We start from the raw sequence: 22,819 nt of genomic DNA, 5'->3' as shown, positions 1-22,819 counted from the left end.
CAGGAGGACGTGTGAAAGGGCGGCGAAGAACGGGTCAGACGGGCGTGTGCCAGCCCCCGCGGCGGAACGCGGGCGTGGCGAGCGCGAGCACGAGGATCGACGCGACGACCGCCCCGAGCATGACGGTGGACATCGCGACGGCGTCGCCGCCGAGGACGCCGACGAGCGGGCTCACGAGCCCGGCGACGCCGGCCTGGAACGCGCCGATGACCGCGGCGGCGGTGCCGGCGATCTCGCCGTGCCGCGTGAGCGCGAGCGCGGAGGCGTTCGCCGGGATGAGGCCCTGCATCGACAGGACGAGGAACAGCGCGGCGACGATCCCGACGATGCCGCCCGCCCCCGTCAGGGCGACCACGAGGAGGCCGACGGCGAACACGCCCTGCACCACGAGCGCCGTCCGGAGCAGCCGCACGGGCGCGACGCGGCGGACGAGCGCGGCGTTCGCCTGCGCCGACAGCACGAGCCCGATGCCGTTCACGGCGAACAGGAGCGCGAACTGCCCGTGGCTGAGCCCGTACCCCTCCTGCAGGACGAAGGGTGAGCCGACGACGTAGCTCATGAGCACGGCCTGCCCGAGACCGGGGAGCACGGCGAGCGCGACGAAGTGCCGGTCGCGCAGGAGGCCCGCGTACCCGCGCAGGACGGTGCGCGCCCCGGCGGGGCGACGACGCTCGAGCGGCAGGGACTCGGGCATGAAGAACAGGACGATCGCGCCGAGCACGACGCCGCCGAGCGCGAGGACCCAGAAGACCGCCCGCCAGGTGGCGTGCGCACCGATGAACGAGCCGATGGAGGGCGCGAGGAGCGGCGCGAGCCCGATGACGAGCATGAGCCGCGACAGGACGCGCGCGGCCTCGGACCCGGTGAACCGGTCGCGGATGGCGGCGATCGCGACGACGGACGCGGACGCGTTGAAGAACCCCTGGAGCACGCGCAGGCCGACGAGGATGCCGATGTTGGGCGCGAACGCGCACAGGAGCGACGTGACGACGTGCAGCGAGAGCCCGACGAGCACGGGCAGACGACGGCCGTAGCGGTCGGAGAGCGGCCCGATGACGAGCTGCCCGACGGCGCCGCCGAGGAGCATGCCGGACAGCGTGAGCTGCGCGAGGGAGTCGGGCGCACCGAGCTCGGCGCCCACCTCGGGCAGGAGCGGGAGGTACATGTCCACCGTGAGCGCGGGCAGCGTGGCGAGCGCGCCGAGGAGCAGGACCCAGCGGGCGGACGATCTCGGTCGGGGCACGGCGGGGTCGACCGAGGAGGGTGGCATGACTCCCATCGTAACGATTCGATCGCGTGCGGACCGGGCTCACGGGCGTGACCCTGCTCTCCCCCGGCGCAGGCCCGGCGTCACGCGCACAGCCCGGCGGCCCTCCCCGGGCGCCCGCCTACCGGCCCGACGCGAGCGTGGGTGGCGTGCGACACCCTGGAGGCATGTGCGGACGCTATGCCTCCTTCCGGGACGCCCAGGACCTCGCGGACGAGTTCGCGATCGCCGACGTGGCCGACGACGCGCGCCTCCTCCCGCCGTCGTGGAACCTCGCGCCGACGGACCCGGTGCGGATCGTCGTCGAGCGCGCCGCGAAGGACACAGGCGAGGTGCGCCGCTCGCTGCGGCTCGCACGCTGGGGCCTCGTCCCGTCGTGGTCGAAGGACCCGAAGGGCGGCGCGCGCATGATCAACGCGCGCGCGGAGTCGATCCTCGACAAGCCGGCGTTCGCCAAGCCATTCGGCGTGCGCCGGTGCCTCGTGCCCGCCGACGGCTACTACGAGTGGCGCGTCCTGCCCGACGGCGCGTCCCCCGCCGGGTCGGCGGGCGCGCCGGCGCGCCGGGGCAAGGTCCTCAAGCAGCCGTACTGGATCGCGCCCGGCGACGGGCGCAGCGCCGCGTTCGCGGGGCTCTACGAGTTCTGGCGCGACCGCACCAAGGCGGACGACGACCCGGACCGCTGGCTCGTCTCGACGACCATCATCACGACCGACGCGGCGCCCTACCTCGCCGAGATCCACGACCGCATGCCGCTCGCCCTGCCGTCCGACGCCTGGGACGCGTGGCTCGACCCGGCGGTCGACGCGCGGGGCGCCGCCGACCTCCTCGGGCTCGGCGGCCCGCACGACGACGTCCCCATGGTCGCGCGCGAGATCTCGACCCTGGTCAACTCGGTGACGAACGACGGCCCGGGGCTCCTCGAGGCCGTCTGACCGGCACGGGTCCTGCCGCGCGGACGTCGGCGGCCGCGCGCCCGGCGCAGCCGGTCAGCCGCGGTAGGCCCACTGGAGGCGCACGGGCTCGATCGTCCCGAGGCCCTGCACCTCCGTCTCGGGCTGCGCCGTGAGCGCGAACCGCTGGTCGCCGGCGAGCAGGCCCGCGGTCTCGCGGTCGACGAGCACCGTCGTCGGGTCGGCGATGTCGACGAGGCGCGCCGCGAGGTTGACGCTCGGGCCGAACACGTCGCCGAACCGGGACAGCACGCGGCCCCACACGAGGCTCACGCGCACGGGCGGCACGTCGACGTCCTCCTCGCGGCCGCCCGCCGCGGCCAGGCCGAGCGCGACGCGCGCACCGGTCGCGACGTCGTCGGCCACGTAGAGCACCGCGTCGCCGATCGTCTTGACGACGCGACCGCCCGCCGCGGTGATGACGTCTCGCGCGCTCGTCTCGAAGAGCTGCACGAACTCGGCGAGCTCGCTCGAGCCGAGGCCGCGCGTGCGCTGCGTGAAGGACACGATGTCCGCGAACCCGACCGCGCGCGGCAGCGGGAGCTCGTGCTCGTCGACCGCCGTCGCGCGGGCGTCGGAGAACTCGACCGCGAACCTGCCGGCGACGGCCGCGAGCTGGCGCCGCCACGCGTGCAGGAGCTGTTCCTCGAGGACGGGCGCGAGCTCGGGCAGCCGGTCGAGCACGAGCAGGCGCGCGCTCGTGTCGTCGAGGTCGAACCGCCGCGTGAGGTGCTCGACGAGCGCTTCGACCTGCCACAGCACGAGGCGCTCGGTCGTGTGCCCCGTCGAGCGGATGAGCGTCGTGAGCGCGCGCTGGTCGAGCTGCTCCTGCTCGGCGAACGCGAACACGTCCGCGAGCGCCTGCGCGTCGCGCTCGGTGAAGGCGTGCTCCTCGCCCTCGGTGAGCGGGAGGCCGAGCGCCTGCCAGTAGGCGCGGACGCGGTCCTCGTCGACGCCGGCCCGCTCGGCGAGCCGTTCGACGGTCAGGGTGCGGGGTCCGCCGAGGAGCGCCTCGTCGAGCACCGCCTCGGTCGCCTCGGCCTCGGTGGTCGGCGCGCCATCCTCCGCGGTCGTCGCGGACGGTGCGGGGGCGAGCTCGTTCTCCGGGTCCACTGGCACCCGGCGATCCTATTCCTCGGCCGGGCTCGTCGACGTCGGCGGGCGCACGCGAGATCGGCACGCACGACCGCCGATCCGGCCGCGGACCGCCGATCTCGAGGGGCCGCCCGGGGGCGGGTCAGGCGTGGGCCGGTCAGTCGTGGGGGCGCAGGTGGTGCACGTCGCCGCTGTGGTGGACGGTCGTCGTGCCGTCGTCGAGGCGGACCTCGAGGCCGCCGTCGGGGGCGAGCCCGATCGCGAGCCCGACGACGTCCCCGCCCGCGACGCGCTCGACGCGCACGCGCGTGCCGAGCGTGGCGCTGACCTCGGCGCAGTCGGCGTCGAGCCCGGCGGCGTGCGCGTCGCCCCCGGCGTCCTGCCAGCGCGCGAGAACCTCGCCGAAGGCCTCGTGCAGCGCGACGAGCACGACCTCCCGGTCGGTGGTCGCGGCTCCGGCGAGGGCGAGCGACGTGGCGGTCGGGACGGGCAGCTCGTCGCGCCGCTGTGCGACGTTGAGGCCGACGCCGACGACGACCCCGCCGTCGGGCAGCACCTCGGCGAGGATGCCGGCGACCTTGCGCAGCGGTGCGGGCTCGCCCGCGCCGGGGTCGGGGACGAGGACGTCGTTGGGCCACTTGACGACGGCCTCGACGCCGGCGGTGGCGCGCAGCGCGCGGGCGGTCGCGAGCCCGGCGAGCAGCGGGAGCCAGCTGAGGGCCTCGCGCGGCACGTCGGGCCGCAGCAGGAGGGAGCCGAGCAGGGCGGTGCGGGGCGGCGTCGTCCACGAGCGGCCGAGCCGGCCGCGGCCCCCGGGCTGGTGCTCGGCGACGAGGAGCGCGGGAGCGGGCCACGCCGCCGGGTCGCGGACGACGGCGGCCGCGAGCTCCGCGTTGGTGGACGCCGACTCGGGGACGACCTCGAGCCGGGCGAGCGGACCGGCGGGCGCCACGAGCAGCTCGCGCAGGAAGTCGGCCCGCAGCGGGGGTCGCTCGTCGCCGGACGGGGTCTCGGGGTCGTGCGCGGTCGCCATGCCCGCCATCCTCGCGCACGGCGCGGGCGCCGCACGAGGCGGGGACCGGCCGACCTGCGAGCGGCCGAGTTGTGGGGACCCACCAACCCGGGCCCCCGCGGTGCTGGCGGCGGCCGCATCGAGTGGGTGCGATCCTCCAACTAGGCTCGGGTGCGTGACGGACTCTGCGACGACCTCGCCCGCGACGACCGAGAGCGCCGACGCGCCCCGCCTCACCGGGACCGCGGCGAAGCTCGCCGACCTCGACCGCCGTCGCGCGGAGGCGGTCGCGCTGCCCGAGGAGGCGGCGCGGACCAAGCAGCACGCGCGCGGCAAGAAGACGGCCCGCGAGCGCATCGACGCGCTCCTCGACGAGGGGAGCTTCGTCGAGCTCGACGCGTTCGCGAAGCACCGCTCCCACAACTTCGGCCTGGAGAAGAAGCGGCTGGCGGGCGACGGCGTCGTCGTCGGGCACGGCACGATCGACGGCCGCCAGGTGTGCGTGTACTCGCAGGACTTCACGGTGTTCGGCGGCAGCCTCGGCGAGGTCCACGGGCAGAAGATCACCAAGGTGCAGGACCTCGCGCTGCGCACCGGGGTGCCGCTCATCGGCATCTCCGACGGCGGCGGGGCGCGCATCCAGGAGGGCGTCGCTGCGCTCACGCAGTTCGCGGAGATCTTCCGCCGCAACGTCGCGTCGTCGGGCGTGATCCCGCAGATCTCGCTCATCCTCGGTCCGAGCGCGGGCGGCGCGGTGTACTCCCCCGCCCTCACGGACTTCATCGTCATGGCCGACAAGACGTCGAACATGTTCATCACCGGGCCCGACGTGATCCGCGCCGTGACGGGCGAGGACGTGGGCTTCGAGGAGCTCGGCGGCGGCCTGACGCACAACGAGAAGTCCGGGGTCGCGCACTACCTGGGCAGCGACGAGGACGACGCGATCGACTACGTCCGCCACCTCGTGTCGTACCTGCCGCAGAACAACCTGTCGGACGCGCCGTCGTTCCTGCCCGACGACGTCGAGCTCGCGGTCACGGAGGAGGACGAGGAGCTGGACGCGCTCGTCCCGGACTCGGACTCGCAGCCGTACGACATGCGCACGGTGATCGAGCACGTGCTCGACGAGGGCGCGTTCCTCGAGGTGCAGCCGCTGTTCGCGAAGAACGTGCTGGTCGGGTTCGGGCACGTGGAGGGCCAGTCGGTCGGCGTCGTCGCGAACCAGCCGCTCGCGATGGCGGGCACGCTCGACATCGACGCGGCCGAGAAGGCGGCGCGGTTCGTGCGCACGTGCGACGCGTTCAACATCCCCGTGCTCACGCTCGTGGACGTCCCGGGCTTCCTGCCGGGCGTCGACCAGGAGCACCAGGGCATCATCCGCCGCGGCGCGAAGCTCATCTACGCCTACGCGGAGGCCACGGTCCCGCTCGTCACGGTGATCACGCGCAAGGCGTACGGCGGCGCCTACATCGTCATGGGATCGAAGCAGCTCGGCGCGGACGTCAACCTCGCGTGGCCGACGGCGCAGGTCGCGGTCATGGGCGCGGGCGGCGCGGTGAACATCCTGCAGCGCGCGGCGCTCAAGCGGACGGCCGACGCGGGCGACGACGTCGAGGCGGAGCGCGCTCGCCTCGTCGCCGAGTACGAGGACGCGATCGTCAACCCGTGGGACGCCGCGGAGCGCGGCTACGTGGACGCGGTGATCCGCCCGTCCGAGACGCGCGTGCAGGTGGTGCGCGCGCTGCGGGCCCTGCGGACCAAGCGCGCGAGCCTGCCGCCCAAGAAGCACGGCAACATCCCCCTGTGAGCGCCGCGGACCGCACGCACCCGACGACCCGCCGCACGAGCGGCCCGAGAGAAGGACGGTCATGAGCCACGAGGACGCCACGCACGGCCCTGCGCCGCTCGGCGCGGTCGACCCGGCACCGATGCACGCCGCGGTCGACGCGCTCGCCGCGGCGCTGCACGAGTACGTCGGCACCGCCGTGGGGGTGCGCGCCGAGTTCGGGGCGTCGGAGGCGGACGAGGACCCGCGCGTCCTCGCGCTCGAGGCGCGCGTCGGCGCGCTCAACGCCCAGCTCTTCGACGTGCTGCACGAGGCGCTCGGCATCCACCCCGACCTCACGTCGTCCGTGTGGGAGCCGACCGAGGGCGAGGAGGCCGACGACGCGGACGCCTCCCCCGCGGACCTGGAGGACGACACGTTCACCCTGGAGTACGTCGTCGTCTCGCGCCCCGGCGGGCCGGACCTGGACGACGTCGTCGGGCTGCTGGACTCGTGGGGCCACGAGGCGCAGGCGCGCCTCACCGAGGCGGGCTACGACGTCCCGGAGTGGGGCGTGGGCCGCGGCACGGACGAGCACGAGGACGACGCGTGAGCGAGCAGCAGCAGGTGGGCACCACCCCGAGCGTGCGCGTCGTGCGCGGCGCCCCGGACGAGCTCGAGGTCGCCGCGCTCGTGGCCGGGCTCGCGGCGGCGGCCGCGGCCGGTGACGAGCCCGACGACGTCGCGCCCGTGGACGAGTGGACCAACCGCGCGCGCGTGCTGCGCGGGACGGGCGACGGCGCGACGGCGAAGAGCTTCGGCGGGCGCGCGGGCCGGCACAACGCCGACTCCTGGCGCTGGAGCCTGCGCTCGTGACGACGGCCGGCCCCTCCCCGCGCGTGCGGCGGCTGCCCGAGCGGGCGGTGCTCGTGGAGCAGGCTCCGACGGCCGACGCCGTCGAGGCCGACCCGACGGCGCTGCCGCCGGTCGCGCCCGTCGCCGCGTGGCGACGCTGGGCCTGGGCGGTCGCCTTCGTGCCGACGGTCGCGCTCCTCGTCTACCAGCGCGCGGGCGCGGCGCGCGGCTGGCCCGTGCCGGAGGCGCTCGTCGTCGTCGCCACCCTCGGCCTGCTGCTGACGGCCGTGCTCGCGCTCGTGCGCTACCTGGACGACCGCGCCGCCGCGCGCCTCGCGCGCGGTCGCGACGCGCTGCTCGCCGCCCCCGTCCGGGCCACGGGCACGCTCACCGTGCCTGCGCCGGCCACCGACGCCCCGCAGCCCGGTGCGCACGACGTGCGCGGGACGCTCGTCGTCACGACGGGATCGGGCGTGGCGACGGCACGGCCGGTGCGCGTCGTCGTGCCCGCGGGCACGGCGGCCCCGCGCCCGGGTGACCCGGTCGCCGTCTGGCACGCGGCCGACGACGAGGACGCGACCGGCGTGCTGCTCGTCCGCTACCAGCGCGACTGGGCCGACGACCTGCTCGCCGCGCTGCGCGGGGGCGTCCCGGCCGCGGACGACGGGGCACACCCGGGCTGGCCGGACGAGCCGGAAGATCGCACGGAGCCCCCGCCCCGCGCCGAGTAGTCTCGTCCGGGTGAGCGACACCACCACTACCCCCGCCGGCGCCTCCGCCGGGACCCCCGACCGCACCCCCACGCCGATCGACGCCGTCGCCGAGGCGTACGTCACGCGGGTCGCCGAGCTCGACCCGCTGGCCGCCACCTCGATGGGCCTGTCCGGCTACGACCACCTCGTCACCGACCTGTCCCCCGCCGGGCACGAGGCGCGCGCCGAGGCCGACCGCGCGGTGCTGCGCGAGCTCGACGGCCTCGAGCCGGTCGACGACGTCGACCGCGTCACCCTCGCGGCGATGCGCGAGCGCATCGGCCTGCAGCTCGAGCTGCACGAGGCGGGCGAGCCGCTCGCGAGCCTCAACAACATCGCGTCGCCCGTGCAGGAGCTGCGCGACGTCTTCGACATCATGCCAACGGGCACCGTCGAGGCGTGGGAGAACATCGCGGCCCGCCTCGACGGCCTTCCCGGCGCGATCGACGGCTACATGGCGTCGCTCGCGGAGGCGGCCTCGCGCGGCAACGTCGCCGCGATCCGCCAGGTGCGGATCGGCGTGGCGCAGTCGCGCGAGCTCGCCGACCCGCAGGGCTCCTTCTTCACGACCTTCGTCTCGGGCCCCGAGGCCGACGCCGTCCTCGACGACTCCTCGGCGTGCTCGCTCGTGCGCAAGGAGCTCGAGCACGGCGCCGCCGCCGCGCGCGAGGCGTACGGCCGGCTCGCGGACTTCCTCGAGACGACCCTCGCCCCGCAGGCCCGCGCCGAGGACGCCGTCGGCCGCGAGCGGTACGCCCTCTTCTCGCGCACGTTCCTCGGTGCCGAGGTCGACCTCGACGAGACGTACGCGTGGGGTCTGGAGGAGCTCGCGCGCGTCGTCGCGGAGCAGGAGGAGATCGCGCGCCGCATCGCCGGTCCCGGCGCGAGCGTCGAGGACGCGGTCGCGGCGCTGGACGCCGACCCGAGCCGCAAGCTGCTCGGCAAGGACGCCCTCAAGGCCTGGATGCAGGAGACGTCGGACGCCGCGGTCACCGCGCTGAACGGCGTCCACTTCGACATCCCCGCACCGGTGCTCGACCTCGAGTGCATGATCGCGCCGACGCAGACCGGCGGGATCTACTACACCCCGCCGAGCGACGACTTCTCCCGCCCGGGCCGCATGTGGTGGTCCGTCCCCGCGGACGTCACCGAGTTCAACACGTGGCGCGAGAAGACGACCGTCTACCACGAGGGCGTCCCCGGCCACCACCTGCAGTGCGGCCAGGCCGTCTACGCGCGCGCGACGCTCAACACGTGGCGCCGCCTCGCGTGCTGGGTCTCGGGCCACGGCGAGGGCTGGGCCCTGTACGCGGAGCGCCTCATGGCGGACCTCGGGTTCCTCGACGACGACGGCGACCGCCTCGGCATGCTCGACGCGCAGCGCATGCGTGCCGCGCGCGTCGTGCTCGACATCGGCGTGCACCTCGGGCTCCCCGCGCCGCAGGAGTGGGGCGGCGGCACGTGGGACGCCGACAAGGCGCTCGCGTTCCTGCGCGCCAACGTCAACATGCCCGACTCGTTCGTGCGGTTCGAGCTCGACCGCTACCTCGGCTGGCCGGGGCAGGCGCCGTCGTACAAGGTCGGGCAGCGTCTGTGGGAGGCCACGCGCGACGACGCGCGCGCCGCGGCGCAGTCGCGCGGCGAGCAGTTCGACGCGAAGGCGTTCCACGAGCGTGCGCTCAACCTCGGCTCGGTGGGCCTCGACGTGCTGCGCGCCGCGCTCTCGTCGTGACCCCCGCGCACGACCGGCCCGGGACGGCGGCGCGCCGTCCCGGGCCGGCCGGCGTCCGGGCGTCCTGACCCGTGGGCGCCGTCCTCACCGGCTTCGCCGTCATCGCCGTCGTCGTGGCCGCCGGGTACGTCACCGCGCGCCTGGGCATCGGGGGCCCCGACGCGCGGACGGCGCTCAACCGTGTCGGGTTCTTCGTCGCGAGCCCGGCGCTGCTGTTCACCGTCCTCGCCCGGGCCGACGTCGGCGCGCTGTTCCAGGCGCCCCTCGCGGTGGCCGCGACGTCCGCCGTCGTCACGGCCGGCGTGTTCGTCGTCGTCGACCGGCTCTGGCTGCGGCTGCCCGCCCCCGAGGCGACGGTCGGCGCCGTCGGCTCCGGCTACGTGAACGCGAACAACATCGGCCTGCCCGTCGCGGTCTACGTGCTGGGCGACGCGACGGCCGTCGTGCCGGTGATCCTGCTCCAGCTCCTCGTGCTCGCGCCCGTCACGCTGCTCGTGCTCGACGTGACGACGAGCGGACGGGCGTCGTGGCGGCTCGTCCTCGCCCAGCCCGTGCGCAACCCGATCATCCTCGGGTCGCTCGCGGGCGCCGTCGTCTCCGTGAGCGGCTGGACGCCGCCGGTCGCGGTCATGGCCCCGCTCGACATCCTCGGCGGGGCCGCGATCCCCATGATCCTGCTCGCGTTCGGCATGTCGCTGCACGGCACGCGCCCGCTGCGGCGCGGAGAGCCGCGCGCGACCGTGGGCGTCGCGAGCGCCGCCAAGCTCGTCGTCATGCCGGTGGTCGCGTTCGTCGTCGCCCGGCTCGTGCTCGGGCTCGACGACGCGGCCGTCGCCTCGGCGGTGACGCTCGCCGCGCTGCCCACCGCGCAGAACGTCTACAACTACGCGGCGCGGTTCGGGCGCGGCGAGATCCTCGCGCGCGACACGATCCTCGTCACGACGGTCGGCTCGCCCGTCGTGCTCCTCGTCGCCGCGCTGCTCCTCGCGTAGCCGGGGCAGCGAGGCGCGCCGGGTAGTCTGCGCGGGTGCTCCGACTGCTCCTCGCCTCCCGCTCCCCCGCCCGCCTCGCGACGCTCCGCGCGGCCGGCGTCGACCCGCTCGTGCGCGTGTCCGGGGTCGACGAGGACGCCGTGCTGCGCGACGCCGCCGCGGAGCGCGGCGGGCTCGCGCCCGTCGAGGCCGTGCTGGTGCTCGCGCGCGCCAAGGCGGAGGAGGTCGTGCGCACGCTCGACCCGGCCGCCGCAGGGACGCCGGAGGACGACGCCGCGCTGCTCGTCGGGTGCGACTCGATGCTCGAGCTCGACGGCGAGGTGCTCGGCAAGCCCGCCGACGCGGACGACGCGCGCGCCCGCTGGCGCGCCATGCGCGGCCGCGCCGGCGTCCTGCACACCGGGCACTGGCTCGTGGACCTGCGCCCGGCCGACGCCGGGGGGACGGGCGCCGCCGTCGGCGCGACGAGCTCGACCGTCGTGCACTTCGCCGACCTCGCCGACGACGAGATCGACGCGTACGTCGCCACCGGCGAGCCGCTCCACGTGGCCGGCGCCTTCACGGTCGACGGCCTCGGCGGCCCGTACGTCGAGCGGATCGAGGGCGACCACCACGGCGTCGTCGGGATCAGCCTGCCGCTCGTGCGGTCGCTCCTGCGCGAGGTCGGCGTGGCCTGGCACGCGCTGCGCGCCTGACGCGCTGCGCGGCGCCCGTTGTCGAGGCCGGACAACGCCGCGCACCTCTCGGAGCCCAGGGACGGGCCGCTATGGAGGTTTCCGACAACCGCCCTCGGCGCGGCTTGGTTTGTTCTCCAATCTTGTCCGGTACCGCGCGCAGGAGCGTGAACCGCGCCGTGCGCACGCGTTACCGTGAGCCGTGCCCGCGAACCCCACCCGCCCCCTGAGCAAGGTCCTCGTCGCCAACCGTGGCGAGATCGCCGTCCGGATCGTGCGCGCGTGCGCCGACGCCGGCATCGCGTCCGTCGCGGTCTACGCCGACCCCGACCGCCAGGCCCTGCACGTGCACCTCGCCGACGAGGCGTTCGCGCTCGGCGGCACGCGCGCGGCCGAGACCTACCTCGACATCGCGAAGCTCCTCGACGTCGCGCGCCGCTCCGGCGCCGACGCCGTGCACCCCGGGTACGGCTTCCTCGCCGAGAACGCCGAGTTCGCGCAGGCCGTGCTCGACGCCGGGCTCGTCTGGATCGGCCCGCCGCCCGCCGCGATCGACGCGCTCGGCGACAAGGTCAGCGCCCGCCACATCGCGCACCGTGCGGGCGCCCCCCTCGTGCCCGGCACGCCCGACCCGGTCGCCGACGCGAGCGAGGTCCACGCGTTCGCGGCCGAGCACGGGCTGCCCATCGCGATCAAGGCGGCGTTCGGCGGCGGCGGCCGCGGCCTCAAGGTCGCACGCACCACCGACGAGATCGACGAGCTCTACGAGTCCGCCGTCCGCGAGGCGACCGCGGCGTTCGGGCGCGGCGAGTGCTTCGTCGAGCGGTACCTCGACACCCCCCGGCACGTCGAGACCCAGTGCCTGGCCGACGAGCACGGCACGGTCGTCGTCGTGTCCACGCGCGACTGCTCGCTCCAGCGTCGCCACCAGAAGCTCGTCGAGGAGGCGCCCGCGCCGTTCCTCAGCGCCGCGCAGGAGGCCGAGCTGTACAAGGCGTCCGAGTCCATCCTCCGGGAGGCCGGGTACGTGGGCGCCGGGACGTGCGAGTTCCTCGTCGGCGCCGACGGCACCATCTCCTTCCTCGAGGTCAACACCCGCCTGCAGGTCGAGCACCCCGTCTCCGAGGAGGTCACCGGCATCGACCTCGTGCGCGAGCAGCTGCGCATCGCCGCCGGGGAGCCGCTCGGGTACACCTCCACGCAGGTGCGCGGCCACTCGATCGAGTTCCGCATCAACGGCGAGGACCCGGCGGCCAACTTCCTCCCCGCCCCGGGGCGCATCACGCGCCTGCGCTTCCCGTCCGGACCGGGCGTGCGCGTCGACTCCGGCGTCGTCGAGGGCGACACCATCTCCGGCGCGTTCGACTCGATGATCGCCAAGCTCGTCGTCACCGGCGCCACGCGCGAGCAGGCCGTCCAGCGCGCCCGCCGCGCCCTGCGCGAGCTCGAGGTCGAGGGCATCCCGACCGTCGTCCCGTTCCACCGGGCCGTGCTCGACGCCGAGGCGTTCGTCCCCACCGACGACGAGCCGTTCCGCGTGCACACCCGGTGGATCGAGACCGAGTTCGCCGACCGGCTCGCCACGCTCGCGCCCGCTCCCGCGGCGCCCGCGGACGAGGACGACGAGCCGCTCGCGACCGAGCGCGTCGTCGTCGAGGTCGGCGGCAAGCGGCTCGAGGTCGTGCTGCCCGCCGGGCTCGGCATGGCCGCCGGGCGTGCCCGCACCGCCAACGCCGCCCGACGCCCCGCGCGTCGCAGCGCCGCGAAGTCCAACGGCGGCGGCTCGGGCACGACGCTCGCCTCGCCCATGCAGGGCACCATCGTCAAGGTCGCCGTGGCCGACGGCACCCAGGTCGCCGAGGGCGACCTCGTCGTCGTGCTCGAGGCGATGAAGATGGAGCAGCCCCTCCTCGCCCACCGCGCCGGCACCGTCCGTTCGCTCTCGGCGACCGCGGGCGCGAGCGTCAGCTCGGGCACCGCCATCTGCGAGATCGTCGACTGACCTGCGCGTCCCACCCCGGCGACCGGCCGGGGTCGGCACGAGCGTCCCGAGATCGGCACCTCCGACCGAGCTCGGCACCCGAGGTCGAGATCGGTAGCACCGACTGCCGTTCCCGACCGCGGGTGCCGAGCTCGCCGTCTGCCTGCCGTCAGCCGGGCTGGGCGGCGGCGCGCATCGCCCGCCGTCCCGAGGGCAGCGCGACGGCGACGGTCACGACGACGAACATGAGGACGCCGGAGACCACGAGCAGCGACTCGACGGAGAAGCGGTCCGCGAGCGGGCCGAACACGACCATGCCGAGCGGCATCGAGACGGCCATGACGATGCCGACGAACCCGAACACCCGGCCCTGGCGCTCCGGCTCGACGGTCTCCTGGAGCACGGTCATCGACGTCGTGGAGAAGGGCGGCACGGAGAGCCCGAGCAGGAACATGAAGGCGAAGAACACCCACATGTTCGTCGAGACGCCCATCGCGACCGACAGCAGGCCGAAGACGAACGTCGAGCCGACGATCATCGCGATCCGGTTCTTGAGGCCGCCCCACGTCGCGAGCAGCACGCCCCCGAGGAGCATCCCGACGGAGAACGCGACCTCGTTGACAGTGAGCTTCCAGACCTCCTCGCCGAAGGTGCGCGCGACCATGAGCGGCGTGAGGTACGACGGCGCGACGATGAGCAGGAACACGACGGCGTAGAGGCCCAGCACCCACCGGACGAACGGGTGCGACCCGAGGTAGCGGAACCCTTCGACGAGGTCGTCGAAGTACCCCGCACGCTCGCCCGCGGCGGCGCGCGCGAGGGTCGGGACGGGCACGAGCAGGAGGAGCCCGATCCCGACCACGGCGGTGACGACGTCGACGAAGAACACGGCGACCAGGGACAGGCTCGCGTACAGGGCGGCGGCGACCGCGGGCGCGAGGAGCATCATCGCGGATTGGATCGACTGGTTGATGCCGTTGACCCGCAGGAGCCTGCTCGTGGGCACGATCTGCGGGAGCAGCGCCGCGACGGCCGGGGTCTGGACGCCGGCGCCCGTCGAGCGGACCGCGAGCGCGGCGTAGATGAGCCAGAGGTCGTCGGCCCCGCCGAGCATGAGGAGCGCGAGCGCCAGCGTCGTCACGGCGATCGTGGCGTCGGCGGCGATGACGAGCACCTTGCGGTTCACCCGGTCCGCCCACACGCCTCCGAAGATCGAGACGACGGCCTGCGGCAGGAACCCGAACAGCGTGCTCAGCGCGAGCACCGAGCCGGACTTGGTCTCGATCGTCAGGTGCCACATGACGGCGTACTGGACGAGCATCGAGCCGAACAGGGACACCGTCTGCCCCGACAGGAACACCGCCGTGTCCCGGCGCCACCGGGGCCGGGCGAGCGCGTCGTCCTCGACGGGACGGTCGACAGCGTCCGCGGGCGCGGCGTCGGTGTTCTCGTACGGCGTATGGCTCACCCGGACATCGTGCCGGGCGCCACCCACACGGTCCACGGAATTCGCCGACGGCGCACCGCCGCGCGCGGCGGGGCACGGCACCGGGCTGGCAGCATGGGGCTCGTGACGATCCCGACCGCCCCCCGCGACCCCGACGAGCCGCCGACCCGGCTCCCCCGCCACCTCCAGCCCGGCGACGGCTGGGTCGAGTGCGCGTGCGGACGCCGGCACTGGGGGCTGTTCGGGGCGGCCGGGCTGCTGCTCGCCCGGCGCGACGGCGCCGGGCGGCCGACCGACGTCGTGCTCCAGCACCGGGCCCCGTGGTCCGACCAGGGCGGGACGTGGGGCGTGCCGGGGGGCGCCGTCGGGCCGGACGAGACCGCCGCGCAGGGAGCCCTGCGCGAGGCGGAGGAGGAGGCCGGGATCGACCCCGCGGCCGTGCGCGTCGTGGGCGAGCGCGTGCTCGACCACGGCCCGTGGCGGTACACGACGGTCCTCGCCGAGGTCGTGGACGGCACGCCGGTCGAGCCGCACGCGACCGACGCCGAGAGCATCGAGGTCCGGTGGGTCCCCGTCGACGACGTCGCGGGCCTCGACCTCCTCCCGGCCTTCGCGGACGCCTGGCCGGGGCTGCGCGCCCTGCTGGAGGGCCCGCCCGAGGATTGAGGGCCCGGGCGCCGTCCCGAGCACCGACCCCGCCCGCCCGGACGCCGGCCGCCCTGTGCCGCGCGCGCCCGGGGCGGTAGCGTCACACCTCGTGAACCCCGCGCCGGCCCCCGTCGTCCCGCGCGACCGCGCCGACCTCGCCCTCCTGCTCCTCGTCGTCACCGTCACGGCGACGGTGGTCGAGCTCGTGCGGTCGAGCGGCCCGCTGCTCGACCACGCGTTCTCCGCGGGGGTCGTCACCGTGGCCCTGACGGCCCTCGCGACGTACGCGGCGCCGGGGCTGCTCGTCGCGATGATCGCCGCGCGGCTCGAGCTCACCGGCCGCGTCGTGCTGCTCGCCGTCTCCGCGCTCGTCGTGGCGCGGCTCGTGCTCCAGGGGCTCGGCACGGCGATCGCCTCGGGCGTGGACCTCGGGCTCGTCCGGTACGGCGTGGGCCTGGCGACCGTCGCGCTCGGGATCGGCGTGCTCGTCCTCGTGGCGGGGTTCGCGAGCGGCACCCGCGCGGGTGCGGCCGACGGCCTCGCGCGGGGCCGCCTCGTGGCCCTGGGCGTCGTGCTCGGCGCGCTCCTCGCCGCGGCGCTGAGCGCGCTCCTGGGGACGTGGGACGCCTACTGGCGGGTCGACGTCGGCGCGTGGGTCGTGACGGTCGGCGTCACGGGGGCGGCGCTCGCCTGCGCGTGGGTGCTGCGCAGGCGCGACGCCCTGCCGGGGTCGCGCGGGCTGTGGGTGCTCGGCCCGTTCGTCGCGCTCGCCGTGCAGGTGCTGGTCAACCCGGCGTTCGCGGCGGCGCAGACGGGGGTCGCGCTCCCGTTCGCGGTCGCCGAGCTCGCCGTCGCCGCGCTGCTCACGGCCTGGGCCGTCCCGCACCCCGCGCGGTCCGGTCCCGGTGCGGTGTGGCTCCCGCCCGCGGTGCTCGTGGTGGGCGTCGCCGTCGTCCTGCTCGCGGTCCCCCGCCTCGACGGGCCGGGCGCGTGGGGCTGGGTGCTGCTCGCCCTGCTCGTGCTGCTGGTCCCGGTCGCGGCGCGCACGCTCGCCCTCGCGCTGACCCGCCCGGCCCTGCCGCTCACGTGGCTCCGGCTCACCGGCGCCGCGAGCGCCGCGGGTCTCGGCGTCGCCGTCCCGCTGCTGGGCTACCAGCTCGAGTACGACGTGCCGCTGCCGTTCCCCCACACCCTGCTGCCCGTCGCGGCCGCGCTCGCGGTGGCCGTCCCCGCCGTGGTCGAGGGAGGGCGTGCGCACCGCGCCGCGCCGACCCGGGACGACGAGCGGCCCGCCCGTCGGGAGCGCGGGCCGTTCGCGCTCGCCCTCGGGGGCGCGGTCGCGCTGCTCGCGCTCGTCGGCGTCACCCAGGTCCACGTGCCGACGACGGCGGCCGCCGTCGCGGACTACCCGGTGGGCGACCTGCGGCTGCTGGACTGGAACCTGCACTACGGCGTGAGCGCCGACCCGTCGGTCCGGCTCGACGAGATGGCGGCGACGATCGCGGAGTCCGGGGCCGACGTCGTGACCCTCCAGGAGGTGTCCCGCGGCTGGGTGCTCGGCGGCGGCGCCGACATGGCGACGTACCTCGCGCGCGCCACGGGCATGCGGGTCGTCTTCGCGCCCGCGGCCGACCGCCAGTTCGGCAACGCGATCCTCTGGGACCCGCTGCGGGGCGAGCTCACCGACGTCGTGCGCCACTCACTCCCCTACGGCGCCGGTCCCCAGGAGCGCTCGGCCGTCTCCGCCACGGTCGACGCCGCGGGCGTCCCGGTGCGCGTCACGTCGGTGCACGTGCAGCACCGGGAGGAGAACACCCCGACCCGCCTCGACCAGCTCGACGCTCTCCTCGCCGCCGAGCCGGTCGAGGACGCGTACGTCCTGGCGGGCGACCTCAACGCGGAGCCCGGCTGGGACGAGATCGCCCTCCTCGAGGACGCCGGTCTCGAGAGCGGGCAGGACGTCGCGGGCGATCCCGCGGCGCTCACGTCGCCCGCCGAGGCTCCGGCGCACCGCATCGACTGGGTCCTCGGCTCCCCCGCGGTGACGTTCCGGTCGGTCGAGGTCCTCGACGTCACGACGTCCGACCACCGCCCGCTGCTCGCCGAGCTCCGCGCGCAGGACTGAGACCCGTCCCGGCCACCTCGGCCCGGGATCCCGGCGCCCGCGGCCCGACCCGAGCGCGGGGCGGCGGGTTAGGGTCGACGGGTGCGCATCGAGCTGACCGTGACCGAAGCCGTCGAGATCGCCCGTGCGACGAGCGGCCTGCCGCCGTACGTGCGGTCGGTCGCGAGCGAGGGCGACGACGTGCGGGTCGTCGTCGACCTGCGCGAGGTGCCCGACCCGCCGTCGGCCCTCCGGCTCGCGGCCCGGCTCGTCCCGGTCGTCCGCGCGACGCTGCGCGTGGAGTCCGTCGTCGCGGGCACCGCGGTGCTCGCGGTCGAGGCGAGCGCGGCCGGCCTGCCCGCCCACAAGCTTCTCGGCTTCGTCGAGGCGCCGCTGCAGGGCGCGCTGCGCTCGCACGGACGGCCGCCGGAGGCCGTGCGCGTGCTGCCCGAGGCGCGCGTCGCGGTCGACGTGCAGGCGCTCCTGGGCGGCGTGCTCGAGCACACGTTCCCCGGCTTCCAGCTCACCGAGCTCGCCTGGTCGGACGGGAGCCTGCGTCTCGACGGACGGCTCTGACGTGCCAGGTGCTCGTCCCCCGGCGCCCGTCCTCGTCCTGCTCGGTCCCGCGGCGACCGGCAAGTCGACGCTCGGCGCGCTCGGCGCGCAGCGGCTCGGGGTGCCGTTCGTCGACCTCGACGCCGTGGCCGACCGGTACTACCCCGAGGTCGGCTGGAGCGTCGAGCGCCTCGTCGAGCGCGTCGGCGTCGTGGGCCGCGTGGCGGCCGAGCGCGAGTGGGAGCCGGCCCGCGCGCACGCGACGGAGCGCGCGGTCGCGGAGCACCCGGGCTCGGTGCTGGCGCTCGGCGCGGGGCACGCGTCGTACACCGACCCCGCGCAGCTCGCCCGCGTCCGCGCCGCGCTCGCGTCCGTCCCGCACGTCGTCCTCGTGCTGCCGAGCACCGACCGCGAGCACGCGCTCGGCGTGCTGCGCGCCCGTTCCCTCGCCGCCAAGGGCACCGACTGGCGACCCGCGGGGCACGACTTCCTCGCCGAGTGGTTCGACGACCCGGGGACGCGGAGCCTCGCGCACCGCACGCTCGTCACGGGCACCGAGGACCCCGCCGCGAGCGCCCGCCGGCTGGCCGCCGCGCTCGGCTGAGGCGCCGCGCCCGCCGGGACCGCCTGCGGGTGCTCAGTCCTCCCGGTGGTGCAGCATGCGCGCCACCTCGGCGATCGAGCCGCTGAGCGACGGGTAGACGGTGAAGGCCGACGCGACGTCGTCGACCGTGAGGCGGTGCGAGACCGCGAGGGTGATGGGGAACACGAGCTCGCTCGCGCGCGGCGCGACGACCACGCCGCCCAGCACGACCCCCGCCTCCGGGTGGGCGAACAGCTTGACGAAGCCGTCGCGCATGCCGAGCATCTTGGCGCGCGGGTTGCGCGCGAGCGGCAGGACGGTCGTGACGTACTTGCTGCTCTGCGCCTTGAGCTGCTCCTCGCTGTACCCCACGGTCGCGATCTCGGGCGCGGTGAAGATGTTCGCCGCGACGGTGCGCAGCTTGATCGGCACGACGGCGTCGCCGAGCGCGTGCGACATGGCGACGCGGCCCTGCATCGCCGCGACGGATGCGAGGGGCAGCACGCCGGTGCAGTCGCCCGCGGCGTAGATCCCCCGCACCGACGTGCGCGACACCTTGTCGACCTCGACGTGCCCGCTGGGCGTGAGCCGGACCCCGGCCTCCTCGAGGCCGATGCCGCTCGTCGAGGGGATCGCGCCGACGGCGATGAGCACGTGCGAGCCCTCGACGACGCGGCCGTCGGAGAGCGTGACGCGCACGCCGTCCTCGGTGCGCTCGGCGGACTCGGCGCGCGAGCGGGACATGACCGTCATGCCGCGCGAGCGGAACACGCCCTCGAGCAGCTCGGCGGCGTCGGCGTCCTCGCCGGGGAGCACGCGGTCGCGGCTCGACACGAGCACGACGTCCGAGCCCAGCGCGTTGTACGCGCCCGCGAACTCGGCGCCGGTGACGCCCGACCCCACGACGACGAGCCGCTCCGGGAGCTCGGAGAGGTTGTAGAGCTGCGTCCACGTGAGGATGCGCTCGCCGTCGGGCTGCGCGGTCGGGAGCACGCGCGGCGTCGCGCCGAGCGCGAGCAGGATGACGTCCGCGTCGAGCACGAGCGGGCCGTCGGTGCCGTCGGGCGCGTCGACCACGACGCGCTCGGGGCCGTCGAGCCGGCCCTCGCCGATGACGACGCGCACACCCTCGCGCTCGAGCCGCGCGTGGATGTCGGCGGACTGCGCCGCCGCGAGCGCCATGACGCGCGTGTTGACGGCCTCGAGGTCGACGATGTGCCGCCGCATCGCGGGGTGCTGCGCCTTGGCCGTGTCGACGGGGAGGCGGATGCCGAGCTCGGCGGCGCGCTCGGCGATCGTCATCCAGTCGGCGGTGGCGATGAGCGTCTTCGAGGGGACGACGTCCGTCAGGACGGCCGCGCCGCCGAGCCCGTGGCGCTCGACGACGGTGACGTCGGCGCCGAGGCGACGGGCGACGAGGGCGGCCTCGTAGCCGCCGGGCCCACCCCCCACGACGACGATGCGGGTGCTGTCCGGGGCGGTCGAGGAGTCCATGCTCACGTGCGTCACGCCGGACATTCTGTCAGGCCGTCGCGTCCCTCGGTGTCAGCATGCGAGACGTCGCGGCAGGTCCGGCGCGCCGCACGGGACGGCGGTGCTCGTCAGGTCGCGGGCCCGGGGACGGACTAGCCTTGCGACCATGACGACGACGCCTCCGAGCACACCCCCGCTCGACGATCCCGCGACCGACCCCTTCCTCGTGGCCCGGGCCGCGGCCGACCACATCGCGCAGGCCACCGGGGTCGAGGGCCACGACATGGCCCTCGTGCTCGGGTCGGGCTGGGGCGGCGCCGCGGAGCTGCTCGGCGAGGTCGTCGCCGAGGTCCCGACGCACGAGATCCCCGGCTTCTCCGCACCCGCGGTCGCGGGGCACCTCTCGGTGACACGGTCCATCCGGGTCGAGCGCGCCGACGGCTCCGTGCGGCACGCCCTCGTGCTCGGCTCGCGCACGCACCTGTACGAGGGCAAGGGAGTGCGCGCCGTCGTGCACGGCGTGCGCACGGCCGCCGCGACCGGCGCGGAGACGCTCATCCTCACGAACGGCTGCGGCGGGCTCAACCAGGAGTGGGGCGCGGGCACGCCCGTCCTCCTCTCCGACCACATCAACCTCACGGCCCGCAGCCCGCTGGAGGGGCCGACGTTCGTCGACCTCACCGACGTGTACTCGCCGCGCCTGCGCGAGCTCGCGCACCGCGTCGACCCGACGCTGCCCGAGGGCGTGTACGCCCAGTTCCCCGGGCCGCACTACGAGACGCCCGCCGAGGTGCGGATGGCCGGGGTCCTCGGTGCCGACCTCGTCGGCATGTCCACGACGCTCGAGGCCATCGCGGCCCGGCACTGCGGCCTGGAGGTGCTCGGCGTCTCGCTCGTGACGAACCTCGCCGCCGGGATCAGCCCGACGCCGCTCTCCCACGCCGAGGTCATCGAGGCCGGCCAGGCCGCGGGACCCCGGATCAGCGCCCTCCTGGCCGACATCGCGAAGCTGGTGTGACATGACGGACCGCACTGCGGGGCACCGGGCCGACCCGGCCGACGACCCGACCTTCGACCCGGGGACCGACCACGCGGCGTTCCTCGCGCGCGTCACGGCGTGGATCGACGACGACGTCGACGCGAGCGACCAGGACGAGCTGCGCCGTCTGCTCGAGCTCGTCGACTCCCCCGACCCGCGCAAGCACGACGTGCGCGCGCGGGCGCTCGCCGACCTGCAGGACCGGTTCTCCGGCCCGCTCGAGTTCGGCACGGCGGGCCTGCGCGGGCGCATGGAGGCGGGGCCGCACCGCATGAACCGCGCGGTCGTGATCCGGGCGGCCGCGGGCCTGGGCGCCTACCTGCTCGACACCCTGGGCCCGGCGGGCGCGGGCGGCGCGGCGCGACCGCGCGTCGTCGTCGGGTTCGACGCGCGGCACCGCTCCCGCACGTTCGCGGTGGACAGCGCGGCCGTGCTCACCGCGGCGGGCCTCGACGTGCTCGTCCTGCCGTCGGCCCTGCCGACGCCCGTCCTCGCCTTCGCGGTGCGCCACCTCGGCGCCGACGCGGGTGTCATGGTGACCGCGAGCCACAACCCGCCTGCCGACAACGGGTACAAGGTCTACCTCGGCGGCCGCGTCGTCACCGACTCGGGCCAGGGCGCCCAGATCGTCCCGCCCTACGACGCGCGCATCGCCGCCGCGATAGCGGCCGTCGGGCCGGCGCGGTCCGTCCCGCGCGCGTCGTCCGGGTGGACCGTGCTGGACCGCGAGGTCGTCGTCGCCTACGAGCGGTCGGTCCTCGCGCTGTCCGACGGCGCACGGCGCGAGCTCAAGGTCGTCACCACGGCGCTGCACGGCGTGGGCGGCGAGACGGTCGCGCACGTCCTGCGCGACGCGGGCTTCACGACGGTCGTGCCGGTCGAGGAGCAGCTCGACCCGAACCCCGACTTCCCGTCCGTCGCGTTCCCCAACCCGGAGGAGCCGGGCGCGATGGACCTCGCGCTCGCCGTCGCGCAGGACGCGGCGGCCGACGTCGTGCTCGCCAATGACCCCGACGCCGACCGGTGCGCCGTCGCGGTGCTCGACCCGCGCGTCGGGACCTACCAGGGCGCGGAGACGGCCCGGTCGAACGGCTGGCGCATGCTGCACGGCGACGAGGTCGGCGCGCTCCTGGGCGACGACGTCGCGCGCCGCGTCGCCGCGTCGGGCGCCCCGGGAGGCGTGCTCGCCTGCTCGATCGTGTCGTCGCGGCTGCTGGGCAAGATCGCGGCCGCGCACGGGCTCGGCTTCGCGACGACGCTCACCGGGTTCAAGTGGATCTCGCGCGTCGACGGCCTCGTGTTCGGCTACGAGGAGGCGCTCGGCTACTGCGTCGACCCGGCCCACGTGCGGGACAAGGACGGCATCAGCGCGGCGCTGCTCGTCGCGCAGCTCGCGAACCGCCTCAAGGCCGAGGGGCGCTCGATCGTCGACGCGCTCGACGACCTGGCGCGCGCCCACGGCCTGCACGTGAGCGACCAGCTCTCCGCCCGGTTCGAGGACCTGGACCGCATCGGCGAGACGATGGCCCACCTGCGGGCAGCTCCCCCGCGCACCCTCGCGGGGGCCGGCGTCTCCGACGTCACCGACCTCTCCGCGGGCCTGGACGGGCTCCCGCCGACGGACGGCGTGCGGATCCTCACCGCGGACGGCACGCGCGTCATCGTGCGCCCGAGCGGCACCGAGCCGAAGGTCAAGTGCTACCTGGAGGTCGTGGTCCCGGTCGCCCCGGACGCCTCGCACGACGACCTCACCGCGGCCCGCGCCTTCGCCCGCGACCGCATCGACCGCGTCAAGGCCGACATGACGCGCGCGCTCGGCCTCTGAGCCACCACGAGCCGGGGTCCCCGGTCGCCGGAACGTTCCGGTGACCGGGGACCCCGGCTCGTCACAC

General features: G+C 75.6%; 20 protein-coding genes. 15 read left to right on the top strand and 5 right to left on the bottom strand.

What is annotated here, in order from left to right:
- Positions 1-34: 34 nt before the first annotated feature.
- Positions 35-1,270 (bottom strand): multidrug effflux MFS transporter, encoded by a 1,236-nt coding sequence (locus HKK73_RS06695; RefSeq protein WP_171467679.1) that lies wholly within the window; start codon positions 1,268-1,270, stop codon positions 35-37.
- A 164-nt stretch (positions 1,271-1,434) separates the two neighbouring features.
- Between HKK73_RS06695 and HKK73_RS06690 the strand changes: the two genes are divergently transcribed.
- Complete coding sequence (locus HKK73_RS06690; protein WP_043651325.1) at positions 1,435-2,202, top strand: SOS response-associated peptidase; 768 nt, start codon at positions 1,435-1,437, stop codon at positions 2,200-2,202.
- Between the two features lie 54 nt (positions 2,203-2,256).
- Here HKK73_RS06690 and HKK73_RS06685 read toward each other — a convergent pair whose 3' ends face one another.
- Both HKK73_RS06685 and HKK73_RS06680 read right to left on the bottom strand, forming a co-directional pair.
- Entirely contained in the window at positions 2,257-3,339 is a 1,083-nt protein-coding gene (locus HKK73_RS06685; protein ID WP_369824877.1) for an adenylate/guanylate cyclase domain-containing protein, read from the bottom strand.
- Positions 3,340-3,472: 133 nt separating this feature from the next.
- Positions 3,473-4,348, bottom strand: coding sequence for a biotin--[acetyl-CoA-carboxylase] ligase (locus HKK73_RS06680; protein WP_051027487.1), 876 nt, complete (start codon positions 4,346-4,348; stop codon positions 3,473-3,475).
- A 154-nt stretch (positions 4,349-4,502) separates the two neighbouring features.
- Here HKK73_RS06680 and HKK73_RS06675 point away from each other — a divergent pair, with 154 nt between their 5' ends.
- The 8 genes from HKK73_RS06675 (at position 4,503) to HKK73_RS06640 (ending at position 13,099) form a co-directional block, all read left to right on the top strand.
- Entirely contained in the window at positions 4,503-6,134 is a 1,632-nt protein-coding gene (locus HKK73_RS06675) for an acyl-CoA carboxylase subunit beta (RefSeq protein ID WP_043651320.1), read from the top strand.
- A 61-nt stretch (positions 6,135-6,195) separates the two neighbouring features.
- On the top strand, positions 6,196-6,705 hold the full coding sequence (locus tag HKK73_RS06670) for a hypothetical protein (RefSeq protein ID WP_085388243.1): 510 nt from the start codon (positions 6,196-6,198) through the stop codon (positions 6,703-6,705).
- Complete coding sequence (locus HKK73_RS06665; RefSeq protein WP_232322594.1) at positions 6,702-6,968, top strand: acyl-CoA carboxylase epsilon subunit; 267 nt, start codon at positions 6,702-6,704, stop codon at positions 6,966-6,968. The genes HKK73_RS06670 and HKK73_RS06665 overlap by 4 nt, the downstream gene beginning before the upstream one ends.
- Entirely contained in the window at positions 6,965-7,678 is a 714-nt protein-coding gene (locus HKK73_RS06660; RefSeq protein WP_085388244.1) for a hypothetical protein, read from the top strand. The genes HKK73_RS06665 and HKK73_RS06660 overlap by 4 nt, the downstream gene beginning before the upstream one ends.
- A gap of 10 nt (positions 7,679-7,688) precedes the next feature.
- Positions 7,689-9,431, top strand: a complete 1,743-nt coding sequence (locus tag HKK73_RS06655; RefSeq protein WP_171467678.1) for a DUF885 domain-containing protein — start codon at positions 7,689-7,691, stop codon at positions 9,429-9,431.
- A gap of 71 nt (positions 9,432-9,502) precedes the next feature.
- Positions 9,503-10,423: an AEC family transporter gene (locus HKK73_RS06650; protein ID WP_171467677.1), complete on the top strand. Its 921-nt coding sequence runs from the start codon at positions 9,503-9,505 to the stop codon at positions 10,421-10,423.
- A 35-nt stretch (positions 10,424-10,458) separates the two neighbouring features.
- Complete coding sequence (locus HKK73_RS06645) at positions 10,459-11,118, top strand: nucleoside triphosphate pyrophosphatase (protein ID WP_043651310.1); 660 nt, start codon at positions 10,459-10,461, stop codon at positions 11,116-11,118.
- Positions 11,119-11,299: 181 nt separating this feature from the next.
- Positions 11,300-13,099: a biotin carboxylase N-terminal domain-containing protein gene (locus tag HKK73_RS06640; RefSeq protein ID WP_232322595.1), complete on the top strand. Its 1,800-nt coding sequence runs from the start codon at positions 11,300-11,302 to the stop codon at positions 13,097-13,099.
- 148 nt (positions 13,100-13,247) lie between these two features.
- Here HKK73_RS06640 and HKK73_RS06635 read toward each other — a convergent pair whose 3' ends face one another.
- Positions 13,248-14,546: an MFS transporter gene (locus HKK73_RS06635; protein ID WP_043651307.1), complete on the bottom strand. Its 1,299-nt coding sequence runs from the start codon at positions 14,544-14,546 to the stop codon at positions 13,248-13,250.
- Between the two features lie 108 nt (positions 14,547-14,654).
- On the opposite strand from HKK73_RS06635, the gene HKK73_RS06630 reads away from it, so the two are divergent.
- The 4 genes from HKK73_RS06630 to HKK73_RS06615 all read left to right on the top strand — a co-directional run bounded on the left by HKK73_RS06630 (position 14,655) and on the right by HKK73_RS06615 (position 18,436).
- Complete coding sequence (locus tag HKK73_RS06630) at positions 14,655-15,191, top strand: NUDIX domain-containing protein (protein WP_371810621.1); 537 nt, start codon at positions 14,655-14,657, stop codon at positions 15,189-15,191.
- A 91-nt stretch (positions 15,192-15,282) separates the two neighbouring features.
- Positions 15,283-17,298, top strand: coding sequence for an endonuclease/exonuclease/phosphatase family protein (locus HKK73_RS06625; protein ID WP_171467675.1), 2,016 nt, complete (start codon positions 15,283-15,285; stop codon positions 17,296-17,298).
- 81 nt (positions 17,299-17,379) lie between these two features.
- Complete coding sequence (locus HKK73_RS06620; RefSeq protein ID WP_171467674.1) at positions 17,380-17,853, top strand: hypothetical protein; 474 nt, start codon at positions 17,380-17,382, stop codon at positions 17,851-17,853.
- A 1-nt stretch (position 17,854) separates the two neighbouring features.
- Complete coding sequence (locus HKK73_RS06615) at positions 17,855-18,436, top strand: shikimate kinase (protein WP_171467673.1); 582 nt, start codon at positions 17,855-17,857, stop codon at positions 18,434-18,436.
- Between the two features lie 33 nt (positions 18,437-18,469).
- On the opposite strand, the gene HKK73_RS06610 is transcribed toward HKK73_RS06615, so the two are convergent.
- The gene (locus HKK73_RS06610) at positions 18,470-19,933 is read right to left on the bottom strand and encodes an NAD(P)H-quinone dehydrogenase (RefSeq protein ID WP_061267658.1); all 1,464 of its coding nucleotides are present in this window, start codon (positions 19,931-19,933) and stop codon (positions 18,470-18,472) included.
- Between the two features lie 121 nt (positions 19,934-20,054).
- On the opposite strand from HKK73_RS06610, the gene HKK73_RS06605 reads away from it, so the two are divergent.
- Positions 20,055-20,906, top strand: coding sequence for a purine-nucleoside phosphorylase (locus tag HKK73_RS06605; protein WP_043651298.1), 852 nt, complete (start codon positions 20,055-20,057; stop codon positions 20,904-20,906).
- A 1-nt stretch (position 20,907) separates the two neighbouring features.
- Positions 20,908-22,752, top strand: coding sequence for a phospho-sugar mutase (locus HKK73_RS06600; RefSeq protein WP_171467672.1), 1,845 nt, complete (start codon positions 20,908-20,910; stop codon positions 22,750-22,752).
- Positions 22,753-22,819: the final 67 nt, after the last annotated feature.

Origin of the sequence: Cellulosimicrobium sp. 72-3, from assembly GCF_013127315.1 — a bacterium.
Classification (GTDB): Bacteria; Actinomycetota; Actinomycetes; order Actinomycetales; family Cellulomonadaceae; genus Cellulosimicrobium; species Cellulosimicrobium funkei.
The sequence above is the reverse complement of the archived record's forward strand: the minus strand, read 5'-3'. Positions and strand labels throughout refer to the sequence as shown.

What these genes read in the sequence shown, in the direction of transcription:
- HKK73_RS06695 (WP_171467679.1), bottom strand. Translation starts at nt 1,270, where the DNA reads ATGCCACCCTCCTCGGTCGACCCCGCCGTGCCCCGACCGAGATCGTCC.
- HKK73_RS06690 (WP_043651325.1), top strand. Translation starts at nt 1,435, where the DNA reads ATGTGCGGACGCTATGCCTCCTTCCGGGACGCCCAGGACCTCGCGGAC.
- HKK73_RS06680 (WP_051027487.1), bottom strand. Translation starts at nt 4,348, where the DNA reads ATGGCGACCGCGCACGACCCCGAGACCCCGTCCGGCGACGAGCGACCC.
- HKK73_RS06670 (WP_085388243.1), top strand. Translation starts at nt 6,196, where the DNA reads ATGAGCCACGAGGACGCCACGCACGGCCCTGCGCCGCTCGGCGCGGTC.
- HKK73_RS06610 (WP_061267658.1), bottom strand. Translation starts at nt 19,933, where the DNA reads ATGTCCGGCGTGACGCACGTGAGCATGGACTCCTCGACCGCCCCGGAC.
- HKK73_RS06605 (WP_043651298.1), top strand. Translation starts at nt 20,055, where the DNA reads ATGACGACGACGCCTCCGAGCACACCCCCGCTCGACGATCCCGCGACC.
- HKK73_RS06600 (WP_171467672.1), top strand. Translation starts at nt 20,908, where the DNA reads ATGACGGACCGCACTGCGGGGCACCGGGCCGACCCGGCCGACGACCCG.